Origin of the sequence: Rossellomorea orangium, from assembly GCF_019334305.1 — a bacterium.
Taxonomy (GTDB): Bacteria; Bacillota; Bacilli; order Bacillales; family Bacillaceae_B; genus Rossellomorea.
Genome location: NZ_JAHWGH010000008.1, coordinates 414425 through 428360 on the forward strand (window position 1 = coordinate 414425; position 13936 = coordinate 428360).

16 protein-coding genes, 11 tRNA genes and 1 rRNA gene are annotated in these 13936 nt (G+C 43.0%); 27 read left to right on the plus strand and 1 reads right to left on the minus strand.

What is annotated here, in order from left to right; genetic code table 11:
- Window positions 1-121 precede the first annotated feature (121 nt).
- From acpS to KYJ26_RS05660, 14 genes are all read left to right on the plus strand, one after another.
- Window positions 122-472 carry a holo-ACP synthase gene (gene acpS / locus KYJ26_RS05595; protein ID WP_219166338.1) on the plus strand — a complete coding sequence of 117 codons (351 nt, stop codon included), beginning with the start codon at window positions 122-124 and terminating at the stop codon, window positions 470-472.
- Between the two features lie 198 nt (window positions 473-670).
- On the plus strand, window positions 671-1684 hold the full coding sequence (locus KYJ26_RS05600) for a LolA family protein (protein WP_219166339.1): 1014 nt from the start codon (window positions 671-673) through the stop codon (window positions 1682-1684).
- 299 nt (window positions 1685-1983) lie between these two features.
- On the plus strand, window positions 1984-3189 hold the full coding sequence (gene alr / locus KYJ26_RS05605; RefSeq protein WP_219166340.1) for an alanine racemase: 1206 nt from the start codon (window positions 1984-1986) through the stop codon (window positions 3187-3189).
- 126 nt (window positions 3190-3315) lie between these two features.
- The gene (locus KYJ26_RS05610; protein ID WP_032085355.1) at window positions 3316-3597 is read left to right on the plus strand and encodes a CopG family ribbon-helix-helix protein; all 282 of its coding nucleotides are present in this window, start codon (window positions 3316-3318) and stop codon (window positions 3595-3597) included.
- A gap of 4 nt (window positions 3598-3601) precedes the next feature.
- On the plus strand, window positions 3602-3952 hold the full coding sequence (gene ndoA, locus KYJ26_RS05615) for a type II toxin-antitoxin system endoribonuclease NdoA (RefSeq protein ID WP_034763063.1): 351 nt from the start codon (window positions 3602-3604) through the stop codon (window positions 3950-3952).
- A gap of 408 nt (window positions 3953-4360) precedes the next feature.
- Window positions 4361-5191, plus strand: coding sequence for an RsbT co-antagonist protein RsbRA (locus KYJ26_RS05620; RefSeq protein ID WP_219166341.1), 831 nt, complete (start codon window positions 4361-4363; stop codon window positions 5189-5191).
- Window positions 5188-5544 (plus strand): STAS domain-containing protein, encoded by a 357-nt coding sequence (locus KYJ26_RS05625; protein WP_034763058.1) that lies wholly within the window; start codon window positions 5188-5190, stop codon window positions 5542-5544. Before KYJ26_RS05620 ends, KYJ26_RS05625 begins: the two co-directional genes overlap by 4 nt.
- Window positions 5545-5546: 2 nt before the next feature.
- Window positions 5547-5948 carry an anti-sigma regulatory factor gene (locus tag KYJ26_RS05630; RefSeq protein WP_034763056.1) on the plus strand — a complete coding sequence of 134 codons (402 nt, stop codon included), beginning with the start codon at window positions 5547-5549 and terminating at the stop codon, window positions 5946-5948.
- 10 nt (window positions 5949-5958) lie between these two features.
- Complete coding sequence (locus KYJ26_RS05635; protein WP_219166342.1) at window positions 5959-6969, plus strand: PP2C family protein-serine/threonine phosphatase; 1011 nt, start codon at window positions 5959-5961, stop codon at window positions 6967-6969.
- 75 nt (window positions 6970-7044) lie between these two features.
- Window positions 7045-7377 (plus strand): anti-sigma factor antagonist, encoded by a 333-nt coding sequence (locus KYJ26_RS05640; protein ID WP_219166343.1) that lies wholly within the window; start codon window positions 7045-7047, stop codon window positions 7375-7377.
- A complete protein-coding gene (gene rsbW / locus KYJ26_RS05645; RefSeq protein WP_307513643.1) occupies window positions 7377-7844 on the plus strand; it encodes an anti-sigma B factor RsbW in 468 nt (155 codons plus the stop codon). Before KYJ26_RS05640 ends, rsbW begins: the two co-directional genes overlap by 1 nt.
- Window positions 7822-8619 (plus strand): RNA polymerase sigma factor SigB, encoded by a 798-nt coding sequence (gene sigB / locus KYJ26_RS05650; protein ID WP_219166345.1) that lies wholly within the window; start codon window positions 7822-7824, stop codon window positions 8617-8619. Before rsbW ends, sigB begins: the two co-directional genes overlap by 23 nt.
- Complete coding sequence (locus KYJ26_RS05655) at window positions 8619-9215, plus strand: PP2C family serine/threonine-protein phosphatase (RefSeq protein ID WP_219166346.1); 597 nt, start codon at window positions 8619-8621, stop codon at window positions 9213-9215. Before sigB ends, KYJ26_RS05655 begins: the two co-directional genes overlap by 1 nt.
- Window positions 9216-9331: 116 nt before the next feature.
- Entirely contained in the window at window positions 9332-11515 is a 2184-nt protein-coding gene (locus KYJ26_RS05660; protein ID WP_219166364.1) for a Tex family protein, read from the plus strand.
- 99 nt (window positions 11516-11614) lie between these two features.
- Here the strand turns inward: KYJ26_RS05660 and cmpA are convergent, their stop codons facing one another.
- Window positions 11615-11728 (minus strand): cortex morphogenetic protein CmpA, encoded by a 114-nt coding sequence (gene cmpA / locus KYJ26_RS05665; RefSeq protein WP_219166347.1) that lies wholly within the window; start codon window positions 11726-11728, stop codon window positions 11615-11617.
- Between the two features lie 133 nt (window positions 11729-11861).
- Here cmpA and KYJ26_RS05670 point away from each other — a divergent pair, with 133 nt between their 5' ends.
- The 13 genes from KYJ26_RS05670 to KYJ26_RS05730 all read left to right on the plus strand — a co-directional run.
- The gene (locus KYJ26_RS05670; RefSeq protein WP_219166348.1) at window positions 11862-12332 is read left to right on the plus strand and encodes a SprT family protein; all 471 of its coding nucleotides are present in this window, start codon (window positions 11862-11864) and stop codon (window positions 12330-12332) included.
- A 128-nt stretch (window positions 12333-12460) separates the two neighbouring features.
- Window positions 12461-12535, plus strand: a tRNA-Asn gene (locus tag KYJ26_RS05675).
- Between the two features lie 7 nt (window positions 12536-12542).
- A tRNA-Ser gene (locus tag KYJ26_RS05680) sits at window positions 12543-12633 on the plus strand.
- An 18-nt stretch (window positions 12634-12651) separates the two neighbouring features.
- Window positions 12652-12723 (plus strand) — tRNA-Glu (locus KYJ26_RS05685).
- Window positions 12724-12859: 136 nt separating this feature from the next.
- Window positions 12860-12936 (plus strand) — tRNA-Asp (locus KYJ26_RS05690).
- 79 nt (window positions 12937-13015) lie between these two features.
- A tRNA-Gln gene (locus KYJ26_RS05695) sits at window positions 13016-13090 on the plus strand.
- Window positions 13091-13094: 4 nt separating this feature from the next.
- Window positions 13095-13170: transfer RNA gene (locus tag KYJ26_RS05700), tRNA-Lys, on the plus strand.
- Between the two features lie 34 nt (window positions 13171-13204).
- Window positions 13205-13286 (plus strand) — tRNA-Leu (locus KYJ26_RS05705).
- 74 nt (window positions 13287-13360) lie between these two features.
- A tRNA-Leu gene (locus tag KYJ26_RS05710) sits at window positions 13361-13446 on the plus strand.
- A 21-nt stretch (window positions 13447-13467) separates the two neighbouring features.
- Window positions 13468-13544: transfer RNA gene (locus KYJ26_RS05715), tRNA-Arg, on the plus strand.
- Between the two features lie 53 nt (window positions 13545-13597).
- Window positions 13598-13674: transfer RNA gene (locus KYJ26_RS05720), tRNA-Pro, on the plus strand.
- 14 nt (window positions 13675-13688) lie between these two features.
- Window positions 13689-13762, plus strand: a tRNA-Gly gene (locus tag KYJ26_RS05725).
- A gap of 93 nt (window positions 13763-13855) precedes the next feature.
- Window positions 13856-13936 (plus strand): 16S ribosomal RNA (locus tag KYJ26_RS05730); the annotation flags it as partial.

A 13936-nucleotide genomic window follows, 5' to 3' on the forward strand; every position in this document is an offset into this window, starting at 1 on the left:
AGACAAGATCATGACATAAAAAAACTAGTTAGTACTATAGTATAAGAAAACGGGAGAAATCACGAGTAGAGTTCATTATCAAAATATGCAGGGTAGGACAAAAGTAGAAGGGGAGTCACAGATGATTAAAGGAATAGGGATGGACATCGTGGAAATCGGGCGCATCCAGGAAATGCTGGATCGTCAACCAAAGTTCGTGAAGAGAATATTGACTGAGAGAGAAGAGGACACCTTCTCTTCATTGAGTGAACGGCGAAAAATAGAATATATGGCAGGTCGCTTTGCGGCGAAAGAGGCGTATGCGAAAGCGAATGGAACCGGGATCGGGGCGGCGATTTCATTTCAGGATATCGAAATCAGTAAGGACGGAAGCGGGAAGCCTTATTTTTCAAAGCCGCAGGGGGCGAATGCACATCTTTCCATTACCCATAGCAGGGAATTTGCGGCTGCTCAGGTTGTGATAGAGCAATAAATTTTAAGCTTGTCAGCATAATCCCCCGGGTTGTCTCATATATTCAGTAGTGCAATAGGAGAGACAAGGTCAGGTGTCTCACAATCGCGGTTCGTTGGCGAATGGAACAGGGCATTCTTTCAAGGATCGTCCATTCTTTGACACTTGGCCTTCCCCTCTCTCAATTACGTATATCCTGGGACAAAAGGGGTTGAAAAAATGAAGAAAAAGCTAGTGATACTAGTGATCGCCATGCTAGCGGTGCTTGCGCTCGCCGCTTGTGGAGAACAATCGAAAGAAGATGTAACCAAGGACCTTAAGGCAAAAGTAGAGGATATGAAGGGATACAAGGCGGATGCCAAAATGACCCTTCAAGTGGGAGATGAACCCCAGACCTATGATGTAGAAGTATGGCATAATGACCCTAATTATTACCGTGTAGCCTTAAAGAATGCTACGGAAGATCAAAGCCAGATGATCCTGCGTAATGATGATGGAGTATTCGTCCTGACGCCGGCTTTGAACAAGAGCTTCCGATTCCAAAGCAACTGGCCTGAAAACAGCAGTCAGGCATACTTGTACGAATCACTTGTCAAAGATGTGTTGGAAGACAAAGAAGCGACCTTCAAAGAAACAAAGAGTCACTACGTCTTTACGACAAAAACACGCTACCAGAACAGTCAGATGCTCCCAACTCAGGAGATTGCCTTTAACAAGAAAGACTTGACGCCTGCATCCGTCAGTGTCATGGATTCAGATCAGAATCCCCTTGTGAAAGTGGAATTTTCTAAAATGGATATGAAGGCGGCGTTTGATAAAAAGGATTTCGATATGAAGAAGAACATGACCGGCGCCCAACTTGAGGTTCCTGTAACGGCAGGTGTGGAAGATACGGAATTCACTGTACTTTATCCGATGTCAGAAATCACAGGGACGGAATTGATTGAGGAGAAAGAAGTGGCGACGGATACCGGAAAACGTGTCATCTTGACTTACGACGGTGAAAAATCGTTCACGATCGTCCAGGAGAAGACCACTGTCGTTCCGACGATGACCGTATCGACGTCACTGAAAGGTGAGGTAGTGGACCTTGGATTTACCGTAGCGGCCATGACGGATCAATCCATCAGGTGGACCAATAACGGCGTAGATTATATGCTTGCTTCAAATGATCTGACCCCATCCGAAATGGTGATGGTTGCGCAGTCTGTACAAGGTTCAATGGTGAAATAACTCTATGATCGGGGCGGGCTCTTTGGGTCCGTCCCTTTTCTATGGAAGGAATCAAGAGCGAAGAGAGTAAGTCGATAATAAATACCCCAAATTCGATAATAGATAGTTGCAGACTTCAAGAATCAAGCAATCCGGAGTGATCAAAGTCCCGCCTCAACCCATATTCTTCTTGAAACCTCTATGCTGAATTCCCTTCCCCGAAAAATCTTCTTATCACAATCCATGATAATATGAATAAACCATGGTATTCTTGAATAGAATGACAATGTTTTGTGTAAAGATATGAGGAAGTGAAGAGAGTGGAAACCCAGACGCAATTTTTTCGTGATACTTGGGCTGAAATTAATTTAGATCATTTATATGAAAATGTAAAGAATATTAAAGGGCATATCCCTGGGGATGTGAGCGTTTTCGCCGTTGTGAAGGCCAATGCTTATGGGCATGGGGATGTGCAGACTTCTCTGACGGCACTCGCTGCAGGGGCGCACGGCTTGGCTGTTGCATTCCTGGATGAAGCGATTTCCTTGCGAAGGGGAGGCATCATCGCTCCAATCCTTGTATTGGGTGCTACACGGCCAAAAGACGTGCAGATTGCCGCGCATTTGGATATTTCGTTAACCGTATTTCAGAAGGAATGGCTGATTGAAGCTGAAAAGCAATTGTCTAAAGGAGAGCGTTTAAACCTCCATATCAAGTGTGACACCGGTATGGGCCGGATAGGGGTCCGTACTATTGAAGAGTTAAAGGGGGTTGAGGAGTATATCCATGCCCATCCCCGATTTGAGCTTGAAGGGATCTTCACCCATTTTGCCACAGCGGATGAACTCAATGATGAATATCTTGGGGAGCAATTGGAGCGGTTTGAATATATGCTCGAACAATTGGAATCTCTTCCACTGTATATTCATTCTTCCAACAGTGCAGCTACACTGCGGAAGACGAACACCCTTTTCAACGCTGTACGGGTAGGGATTGCTATGTACGGCCTCACCCCTTCTATTGAAATGAAGCCGGAACTGCCTTTTCCCTTAAAGGAAGTCTTCTCCCTTCATTCGAGACTCATTCATATAAAAGAGCTCGGAGCTTTTGAGAAAGTCAGCTACGGGGCAACGTATCAGACAGATAATAAGGAGTGGATCGGCACGATTCCCATCGGGTATGCTGATGGATGGCTTCGGAAATTGCAAGGACAGGACGTTTTGGTGCAAGGTGAAAGAGTTCCAATTGTTGGAAGAGTTTGTATGGATCAATGCATGATCAGTCTGCCTGAATTCAAGGGAATCGGTACACGGATCACGTTAATCGGCAGCCAGGGTAATGACTCGATAACAATGGATGAAATCGCTGGAAAGCTTGATACCATTAACTATGAGATCCCTTGCATCATCTCCACAAGAGTACCGCGGATCTATATTCGAAATGGTGAAGCAACGGAAGTATCCAATAAACTCCTAATGCCAGGGGTACGCAGTCAACAGGAAAATAACGGCCCGTCCGATGAATAATTCCTATTTTAAATGGCGGATAATAGAAGAGATTGATAAATTAACTTTTCATTCCCTATAATTGATGGTATGATAAATATGTTAATGAACAGAAACGGTATGTAGTGATTGGTGGAGGTGTAGTTTGTGTCTGAATCCAGCGCAACAACAGAAATCTTAATTCGTCTACCGCAACAGCTCGTTACAGAATTAGACGGCTTTGCAGATCAAGAAAATGTGAATCGCAATGAGTTTATTTATCGTGCAACCAAAATGTATTTAAGAGAGCGTAAGAAGAGACAATTACGTGAATCTATGAGACGCGGCTATATGGAAATGGCTAAGATTAATCTTGCAATCGCTTCAGAAGCGATTCAAGCAGAATATGAGGCAGAACATACAGTCGAACGCTTAGTAAGCGGAGGTTAATCCTTTGATTGTAAAGCGTGGTGACGTATACTTTGCAGACCTTTCTCCTGTTGTAGGTTCAGAACAAGGCGGAGTTCGGCCGGTACTTGTAATTCAAAACGATATAGGGAACAGGTTCAGTCCCACCATTATTGTAGCTGCCATTACCGCACAAATTCAAAAAGCAAAACTGCCTACTCATGTTGAAATTGATGCAAAACGTTATGGCTTTGAACGTGATTCCGTTATCTTGCTTGAACAGATTCGAACGATTGATAAACAACGTCTTACCGATAAGATAACCCACTTGGACGATGAGATGATGGAGAAAGTGGACGACGCCCTGCAGATTAGTGTAGGTCTGATCCAGTTTTAACCGGAATTCTTTTCGATCATATGTGTAATCATGCTCATATGTACAATAGGGACAGTAATACTGCAAACCAGAAGGCTTGCTGATCAACACCATCTTGATCATTGAGCCTTTTTGTTTTGCCTTTTTTTATGTTCTGACCTATTTCTCGACCTGTTACGTAAGTTAAGAAGAATATGGATAATGGAAATATAGACAATTTTATGACAAAACAAGGTAAACAATTTATAATGGGAAAAGAAAGATAAATACCCGAAAAGGCATAGGTTTTTTCTTTTCCATGTTTATTTGTTACTATTAAATTAATTACGTCATTTTTCGACCACGGTTGTAAACTACTTTAAAATTGGATTACATCACCGGGCATAAATACTGAGGTTAAATTTCATATGATAGAATGGAGAGAACTAAATGTTTAGTGAAGTCACGGATTATATTCAAAATAATAAATCAGAGATCACTAGTATTTGGATGGAACGAATGAGAAATGAAGCGGATGAGAAATTTCTCCAAGTCGTTTCTGATCAGGTTTTCACTAAGACAAGCCATGAGTTTGTTGAAATGATTGCTTCCAATCTGAGAGATTCGAAAGAATTCAACAGCCGCTTGGAAGATTTCGCTGAGAAGGTTGTCAGATTGGGGTGGCCTCTGACGTTTGTGACAACGGCTTTAGGCACTTTTGGTAAAGTGGTATTTGAGGGCATGACGAATGATCAACTGATTTCAGAAGAAAATTACGCTGCTCAGGTTGAAAAATTCGATAAGTGGCTGACACCGATGTACAACAGAGTAGTCAAAGCGTATACAGAATCATGGGAAAGAACGGTTTCTCTTCAGAAGATCGCATTGCAGGAATTATCGGCACCGCTCATACCGGTTTTTGAAAAGATCTCCATTATGCCTCTTGTTGGTACGATTGACACAGAACGGGCGCGACTGATCATGGAAAACCTGTTAAACGGTGTAGTGAAGCATAGGGCGGAAGTTGTGCTGATTGACATTACGGGTGTACCTGTGGTCGATACAATGGTTGCTCATCATATCATTCAGGCAGCAGAGGCTGTGCGTCTGGTCGGTGCGAAGTGTATGCTTGTGGGAATCAGACCGGAGATTGCCCAGACCATCGTTAATTTAGGAATTGATCTTAATCAGTTCAGTACGAATAGTACGTTAAGAAAAGGAATAGAAAAGGCTCTTGAAATGACAAATCGAAAAATTGTTTCGGCGGAGGGATTAGAGTGAGAATACCAATTTTAAAGCTGCATGATTGTTTGTTAATTTCCATTCAGTGGGAGCTGGATGATCAAACCGCCCTTCAATTTCAAGAAGATCTTCTTCAGAAGATTCACGAGACGAGTGCAAGGGGAGTAGTAATCGATATCACCTCCATTGATTTTATAGATTCCTTTATCGCCAAAGTTCTTGGGGATGTCATCAATATGTCGAGATTGATGGGGGCTAAAGTGGTCATCACGGGTATTCAGCCTGCTGTAGCCATTACGTTGATTGAGCTTGGAATCAGGTTAGAGGACGTTCTAACCGCTCTCGACCTGGAAAAAGGTCTGGAGAAATTACAATTGGAACTGGGGGACTAGGTATGGATAGCCAATCCTGCGTGAAGATCACGAATGAATGGGACATCGTTGCTGCCCGCCAGTTAGGGAGGAATGTAGCGAAAGAGCTCGGATTCGGCACAGTTGACCAAGCTCGTATCACTACGGCTATCAGCGAATTAGCAAGGAACATCTATTTATATGCCGGCTATGGTCAAATTTGCATTGAAAAATTATTTGACGCCGGAAAGAAGGGTGTGCGCATTATCGCCTTAGATGAAGGTCCTGGTATTGCTGATATCAGGAAGGTAATGGAAGATGGATATTCCACATCGGGCGGATTAGGAGCAGGTTTGCCTGGGGTTAAACGTTTAATGGACGAATTTAACGTAGAATCTGTACCGGGTGAAGGAACAGATATTAGGGCGACTAAGTGGCTCCGCTAGGGGGAGTTAGATGAATTTCAGAGAATTGATGGATTCAAAATATAGAGAGATCATTGAGCATTATCTTAACGATCAAGATGAGAAAGCTCTTTACTTAGGGCAGAAATTCAGTCGTAAATCAATTGAGCATCACGTATCACCGGAAGAAATCATCAGCCTTCATAAGAATGTCATTCTTGAAATGGAACCGAATATACCGCATCAGGTACTGCACTCATTCGATATCCTGTTGGAAGTCATGATTGGCTATGGTTTTGCATACCGTGAGCATCAAAGTCTGAGAACGAAACAACAGGAATTAAACAATGAAATAGATGTAGCATCCAATATGCAGCAGACCCTGCTTGGTACAGTCATCCCTGCAGTGAAGGGACTGGATATTGGGGCAGTCAGCGTCCCTGCCAAGAAGATGAATGGGGATTACTACCACTTTGTCCAGGACGAAAATGATCATGTCAGTGTGGCTATTGCAGACGTCATCGGGAAGGGGATACCGGCTGCTCTTTGCATGTCCATGATTAAATACGCGATGGACAGCTTGCCCGAGTATCGCCATGAACCGAACGCCGTCTTGGAAAGTTTGAATAGAGTCGTGGAGCAGAACGTGGATGCAAGTATGTTCATCACTATGTTCTACGGGGTTTATAACCCTGAGAAACATTTGTTTTCATATTCATCAGCTGGGCATGAACCTGGCTTTTTTTATAGAGCGTCAACCGATGAATATGAGGATCTTGATGCAAAAGGACTTCTGTTGGGAGTCGATAAGAAAGCGAAGTACAGGCAGTATGAACGACGGGTAGAAGTTGGGGATATGATCATCCTCCTTTCCGACGGCGTAACGGAATGCCGGACAGAAGAAGGATTCATCGAGAGGGAAGATCTGGTCCAATTAATCAGCCGATATACTCATCTGCCTACACAGGAGATTGTGAATAAGGTGTATAAACAACTCGAAAAGCTTCAGCATTTTGAGCTTAGGGACGATTTCACCTTGATCATCATAAAAAGAAATTCATAAAGAAGTTTATTTTTATTTTAAATAGGGTAAATAATTAGAGACTTATTATAATGTTGCCAAAAAGGTGGTCTTTTTATGAACTTATCAATAGATATGAAAGAAAAAGAAAACGATCTGCTTGTGAAAGTGGCGGGGGAAATTGATGCATATACTGCTCCAAAGCTTAAAGAAACGCTTCAACCATCTGCTGAAGCTGATAATAAAGATATTACTGTCGACCTTTCCGAAGTGTCATATATGGATAGTACGGGACTTGGGGTTTTCGTCGGCCTGTTTAAAACGGTAAAAGCACGCGGGGGACAGCTTCATCTTGTAGGTTTGTCCGAACGTCTGCAAAGACTGTTTGATATTACAGGTTTAGGGGATATTATGAATATTAATTCCAAGGTAGAAGGTGGAGTGGAATGATGCAAGCTTTTGATTACATCGAAATGAAGATCCCCGCAAAACCGGAATATGTCGGAGTTATTCGTTTGACGCTTTCGGGAATTGCAAGTCGCATGGGGTTTGATTATGATGCCATCGAGGATTTGAAAATCGCTACAAGTGAGGCAATCACCAATGCTGTACAGCACGCATACAAGGACAATGACGGTGAAGTTGTTGTCGGGTTTGCACTGTATAGGGATCGTCTTGAGGTGATGGTGGCAGATCACGGTGAAAGTTTTGATTTCAAGGAAATCCGAAGTGCTGTTGGTCCTTATCATGCCGATCATTCCGTTGAGTTCTTGAGAGAAGGTGGGTTGGGTCTTTACCTTATTGAGAGCCTGATGGATGATGTAAAAGTGCATCACAAGGAGGGAGTGACAGTCTTCATGACTAAATTCCTATCAGGGGAGCAGGTGGAGAGGGATGAAAAAACTATCTCAACCTAACCAGCAGGCCCAAAAGGAAAAAGTACTGCAATGGATCAAGGATTACCAGGAAACCCAGGATGATGACGCTCAGAGTCAACTTATCCTGCACTATCAAAATCTTGTTGAGTCCATTGCGAGAAAATATTCAAAGGGCAGGTCTTTCCATGAGGATATCATCCAGGTGGGGATGATAGGACTTCTTGGAGCGATTAGAAGGTACGATGAATCTTTCGGCAGATCATTTGAAGCCTTTGCCATTCCAACCATCATCGGAGAAATCAAAAGGTTCTTAAGGGATAAAACATGGAGTGTACATGTCCCCCGCAGAATAAAAGAACTTGGCCCGAAAATAAAATCGACGGTTGAAGAGTTGACTAATAGATTGGAGCGTTCTCCCCAGGTTCATGAAATTGCAGAGTACTTGGAAGTGAGTGAAGAAGAAGTACTTGAAGCAATGGAAATGGGCAGAAGTTATCAGGCGTTGTCTGTTGATCACTCCATCGAGGCTGATTCAGAGGGTAGCACGGTAACGATACTGGATATTGTTGGAGACCAGGATGAGGGCTACGAGAAAGTAAATCAGAGACTTGTTCTGGAGAAAGTACTTCATGTTCTTACCGATAGGGAAAAATCTATTATACAACACACTTACTTGGAGAACTTAAGCCAAAAAGAAGCTGGTGAAAAGCTCGGAATTTCTCAAATGCATGTTTCCCGACTGCAAAGAAGAGCGATTAAGAAGCTAAGGGAAGCCATACAAGAAGAGATGAACGATTCGGAGAGTCATTATTAATGGCGTATCTTCAACAAAATGATATAGAGCTTTATGCAGAGCAGGTATCGAAAAATGGGAACCCCTTTTGTGGCGATAGTTATTACTATACGTCTACAAGCGATTACTTTATCTGTGTCCTGGCCGATGGTTTAGGAAGCGGTAAGTTTGCCTATGAGTCTTCTCATGTAGTCGTGGAAATTGTTGAAGAACATCACCACGAGGATGTGGATACACTTATGAGCCTCTGTAACGAAGCCCTTCAAAGAAAACGCGGGGCTGCCGTGGCGATTATCAAGGCCTATTACCATTCCAAAGAGTTTGTGTATAGTTGTGTAGGAAATATCCGTTTTTATATGTATGCACCTGAAGGAAAGATGACTTATCCCCTGCCGGTAACAGGTTATTTATCTGGCAGGCCGCAGAAGTATAAAACCCAACGCTTTCACTACAATCCTAATTCGAGATTCCTCATTCACTCGGATGGATTAAATATCTCTGGTGTGAAAAATATCCTGCAGAGATATCCAACGCTTCACGGAGCATTAGGTGATATTCAGTCGTTAGTCGACGGTACTTCAGATGATACAACATATATCATTGGAAACTTACTCTAAGAGCTTTAGGGTAAGTTTTTTTTGTATTTTGTATGTTTGGCGTACTTGTGGAATGGAATCAACAGCCTTTTCAATCCTAAAAGGTAATTATGGTAAAATATAAAAGAATCCTATTAATGGAGGTTATAGATGTGACAACAACCTTATCAAAGCAAGAACCATTACTCAACCAAGTATCAAAAGAATTAAACTTATCAATAAAGAATGTAAAAAACGTCATCTCACTACTGGAGGAAGGGAATACAGTTCCTTTCATCGCCAGGTATCGAAAAGAACAGACAGGCGCGCTGGACGAGGTTCAGATCCGGAATATCATGGATAAATGGAACTACCTGCAGAATCTTGAGCAGCGGAAAGAAGAAGTCATCCGCTTGATAGAAGAACAGGGGAAGTTAACAGAAGAATTAGCTCAAAACATAAAAAAAGCGGACAAGCTTCAAATGGTGGAAGATTTATACCGTCCTTATAAACAAAAGAGACGTACCAAAGCGACCGTAGCGAAAGAAAAAGGATTGGAACCCCTTGCTGAATGGATCCTTACTTTCCCTTCAAACGGAAACCTCGAAGCTGAGGCAACACGCTATATTTCTGAAGAAAAAGAAGTGAAAACTGTCGAAGAAGCCTTGAACGGAGCAAGGGATATCATTGCAGAATTTATTTCCGACGAAGCTTCTTACAGGGACTACATAAGAAAACATACATTTAGAAAAGGGTTAATTGAAACGAAGGTGAAAAAGGAAGAGCTGGACGAAAAAAGAGTTTTTGAAATGTATTATTCCTATCAGGAGCCTATACATAAAGTGGTTCCCCACCGGGTGCTGGCGATGAATAGAGGGGAAAAGGAAGACATCCTCAAAGTGAATATCCAGCCAGATGCAGAGGGTATTCAACACTATTTAGAAAAACAGGTCATTAAAAATATCCATTCCATTTCCACGCCTTTAGTGAAAGAAGCGGTGGAGGATAGTTATAAAAGGCTTATCCAGCCATCGGTGGAAAGGGAGATCCGTAACGAATTAACAGACAAAGCAGAAGACCAGGCCATCCATATCTTCTCTGAAAACTTACGGAAATTACTGCTTCAGCCCCCTATGAAAGGAAAGATGGTATTGGGTGTAGATCCTGCATTCCGTACGGGCTGTAAGCTGGCTGTCATTGATGAAACAGGGAAAACCCTCGATATCAATGTGGTCTACCCACACCCGCCTAAATCAAAACGGAGCCAGGCAGAAGACATAATGAAAAGCATTTTGAAGAAATATTCGATCGAAGTGATCGCGATTGGAAATGGAACAGCTTCGAGGGAAACAGAACAATTCGTGGTGGATATATTAAAAGATCTGAACGAAAACATTTCCTATTTGATTGTCAATGAAGCAGGGGCAAGTGTGTATTCCGCTTCTGATGTGGCGCGAGAAGAATTCCCTGATCTTCAGGTTGAAGAGAGGAGTGCCGTCTCCATTGCAAGACGACTGCAGGATCCGTTGGCAGAGTTAGTGAAGATCGATCCTAAATCCGTCGGAGTCGGCCAGTATCAACATGATGTTTCTCAGAAGAAATTGAATGAATCCTTAACCTTTGTCGTGGAAACAGCGGTGAACAAAGTAGGAGTTAACGTCAATACGGCGTCATCTTCTCTGCTTCAATATGTAGCAGGACTCTCAAAGACGGTGGCAAATAATATCGTGAAAAAGAGAGAGGAAGAAGGCAGGTTTCAATCGAGAGCCCAATTAAAGAAAATTCCACGGCTTGGAGCCAAAACGTATGAGCAGTGCATCGGATTCCTGCGGATCGTAGATGGGAAGGAACTTCTTGATCGTACTCCGATTCACCCTGACAACTATCAGGATGTGAAGAAGCTCCTCGCTAAAGTAGGATTAAGTGTTGAGGCCATTGGTTCAGAAGAATTAAAGCAGGCGCTCAGTCAGTTGGATCTAAATGAAGTTTCAGAAGAACTTGAGATTGGGAAACTGACCCTGAAGGATATCATTGATTCACTCGTTCGGCCGGGTCGGGATCCGAGGGACGAGTTTCCTAAACCATTACTGAAAAAGGACGTCCTGAAATTGGAGGATCTCACTCAAGGAATGGAACTACAAGGGACTGTGAGAAATGTAGTGGATTTTGGAGCGTTTATAGATATTGGTGTGAAACAGGATGGGCTTGTCCATATATCCAAATTGAAAAATGGTTTCGTAAAGCATCCATTAGATGTGGTATCTGTTGGAGATGTCGTAACGGTTTGGGTGGACGATGTGGACGTCCACAAAGGAAGAGTCTCACTGACGATGATTCAGTAGGGAATAAATAGGAGCTGACTCACGTGATAGGGAAACTATCAGGGGGTCAGCTCGTTTTCTTTATATGGGATTGAATGACTTTAGGATTGGCGGCTTTCATTAAGAGCAGTTCTTCTTTCGATAAAAGTACCAGCACTGATTAAGTAGTTTAATTTGATAACGATCCTTTTCAAAATAAGCTTTCCTTAATTGATTGACAAGCCAATTAGGCATGGATGAACCTCCTTGTCTCTAAGAAAACACCAGTGAAATCCCAGAGTAGATTGTCGGGTTTAAACAGTAAGGGTGATACCTAGTTTATGCTATAATAGGTTGTCATGTTCTAATAAAGAAAGAAGGATTTAAGATGACGAATGCCGAGTTACAACAGTTGGTTGAGAAAATTTCAATGAGGTCATTCCACAAGCCGTTCCTTCATAAGGCGTACTTTAATCCCAGATTAAGAACAACAGGCGGAAGATATATGTTGAGAAGCCACGACATCGATATTAATCGCAAATATCTTGATGAGCATGGGATGGACGAATTGATAGGCATCATAAAACATGAGCTGTGTCATTATCATTTGCATATAGAAGGAAAAGGGTATAAACATGGAGATCCGGACTTTAAGGGGCTTTTAAAGAAAGTTGGGGGACCGAGGCATTGTTCTTCGTTACCCAGTGTGAAGACGAGAAAGCGATTATTACTTTATATCTGTTCTAAGTGCGGATGGGAATTTGAAAGGAAGCGAAAGATTAATACGACTAAATATGTTTGTGGTCGCTGCAGAGGGAAGCTTCGATTGGAGAAGGAAATGGTAATTGAAAAAAGATGAAAAATGAGCTTATCGATCACATCCGGTTAATCGGGAAAAAAGTGTCTGAAAGTAGTTGACAAGAAATCGATGAGTCATTATAATCTAAAGAGTCGATAAGACGAGTTAAGCGAAAGAATACTTTACGTTCCGCAGTAGCTCAGTGGTAGAGCTATCGGCTGTTAACCGATCGGTCGCAAGTTCGAATCTTGCCTGCGGAGCCATTTTTATGGGGAAGTACTCAAGTGGCTGAAGAGGCGCCCCTGCTAAGGGTGTAGGTCGGGCAACTGGCGCGAGGGTTCAAATCCCTCCTTCTCCGCCATTACTACTTTTAAAACGCGGCCCGTTGGTCAAGCGGTTAAGACACCGCCCTTTCACGGCGGTAACACGGGTTCGAATCCCGTACGGGTCATTTCATTTTTACTTAATGAAATATATTGCTAGCAGAAGGGTAATGAAACCTATTTTGCTAACGCAAGGTAAGGATAGTTATTTTCGCTAATGCAATATAATGTAAGGTAAAATATTTTGCTGACGCAAAAATTTTTGGTCCGGTAGTTCAGTTGGTTAGAATGCCTGCCTGTCACGCAGGAGGTCGCGGGTTCGAGTCCCGTCCGGACCGCCAGATTTTTTTCATGAAAGTTATTGACTTCATCGGGGTGGACGTGCTATTATAAAAACCTCGTCACTTTTTAACAAAGTATTGGGCTATAGCCAAGCGGTAAGGCATCGCACTTTGACTGCGACATGCGTTGGTTCGAATCCAGCTAGCCCAGCCATTACGAGCCATTAGCTCAGTTGGTAGAGCATCTGACTTTTAATCAGAGGGTCGAAGGTTCGAGTCCTTCATGGCTCACCATTTTCGCCAATGCGAAAATATATCACAGATTCATGCGGGTGTGGCGGAATTGGCAGACGCACCAGACTTAGGATCTGGCGCCGCAAGGCGTGGGGGTTCAAGTCCCTTCACCCGCACTTTCAAAACTTTTTCAAAAAGTTATTGACAAGATAGATTATCCTCGATATAATAGTGTTTGTCGCTTTAAAACGCGGTCGTGGCGGAATGGCAGACGCGCTAGGTTGAGGGCCTAGTGGGGGCGACCCCGTGGAGGTTCAAGTCCTCTCGGCCGCACCAAAAGATCACAAAAGACATAATGCGCCCGTAGCTCAATTGGATAGAGCGTTTGACTACGGATCAAAAGGTTAGGGGTTCGACTCCTCTCGGGCGCGCCATCTTATTTCTACTAGCGAGCATCATGCACGCGGTTATACATATGCTTTTCTGACGGGAAGTAGCTCAGCTTGGTAGAGCACTTGGTTTGGGACCAAGGGGTCGCAGGTTCGAATCCTGTCTTCCCGACCATCATAATTTTATATGCGGGTGTAGTTTAGTGGTAAAACCTCAGCCTTCCAAGCTGATGATGAGGGTTCGATTCCCTTCACCCGCTCCAATTTTACCTTTTATTGAACCTTGAAAACTGAACAAAACAAGACAATACGTCAACGTTAATTCTAGATTTATTTTTAAAGAGCTATTCAAACTTTTATCGGAGAGTTTGATCCTGGCTCAGGACGAACGCTGGCGGCGTGCCTAATACATGCAAGTCGAGCGGATTGATGGGAGC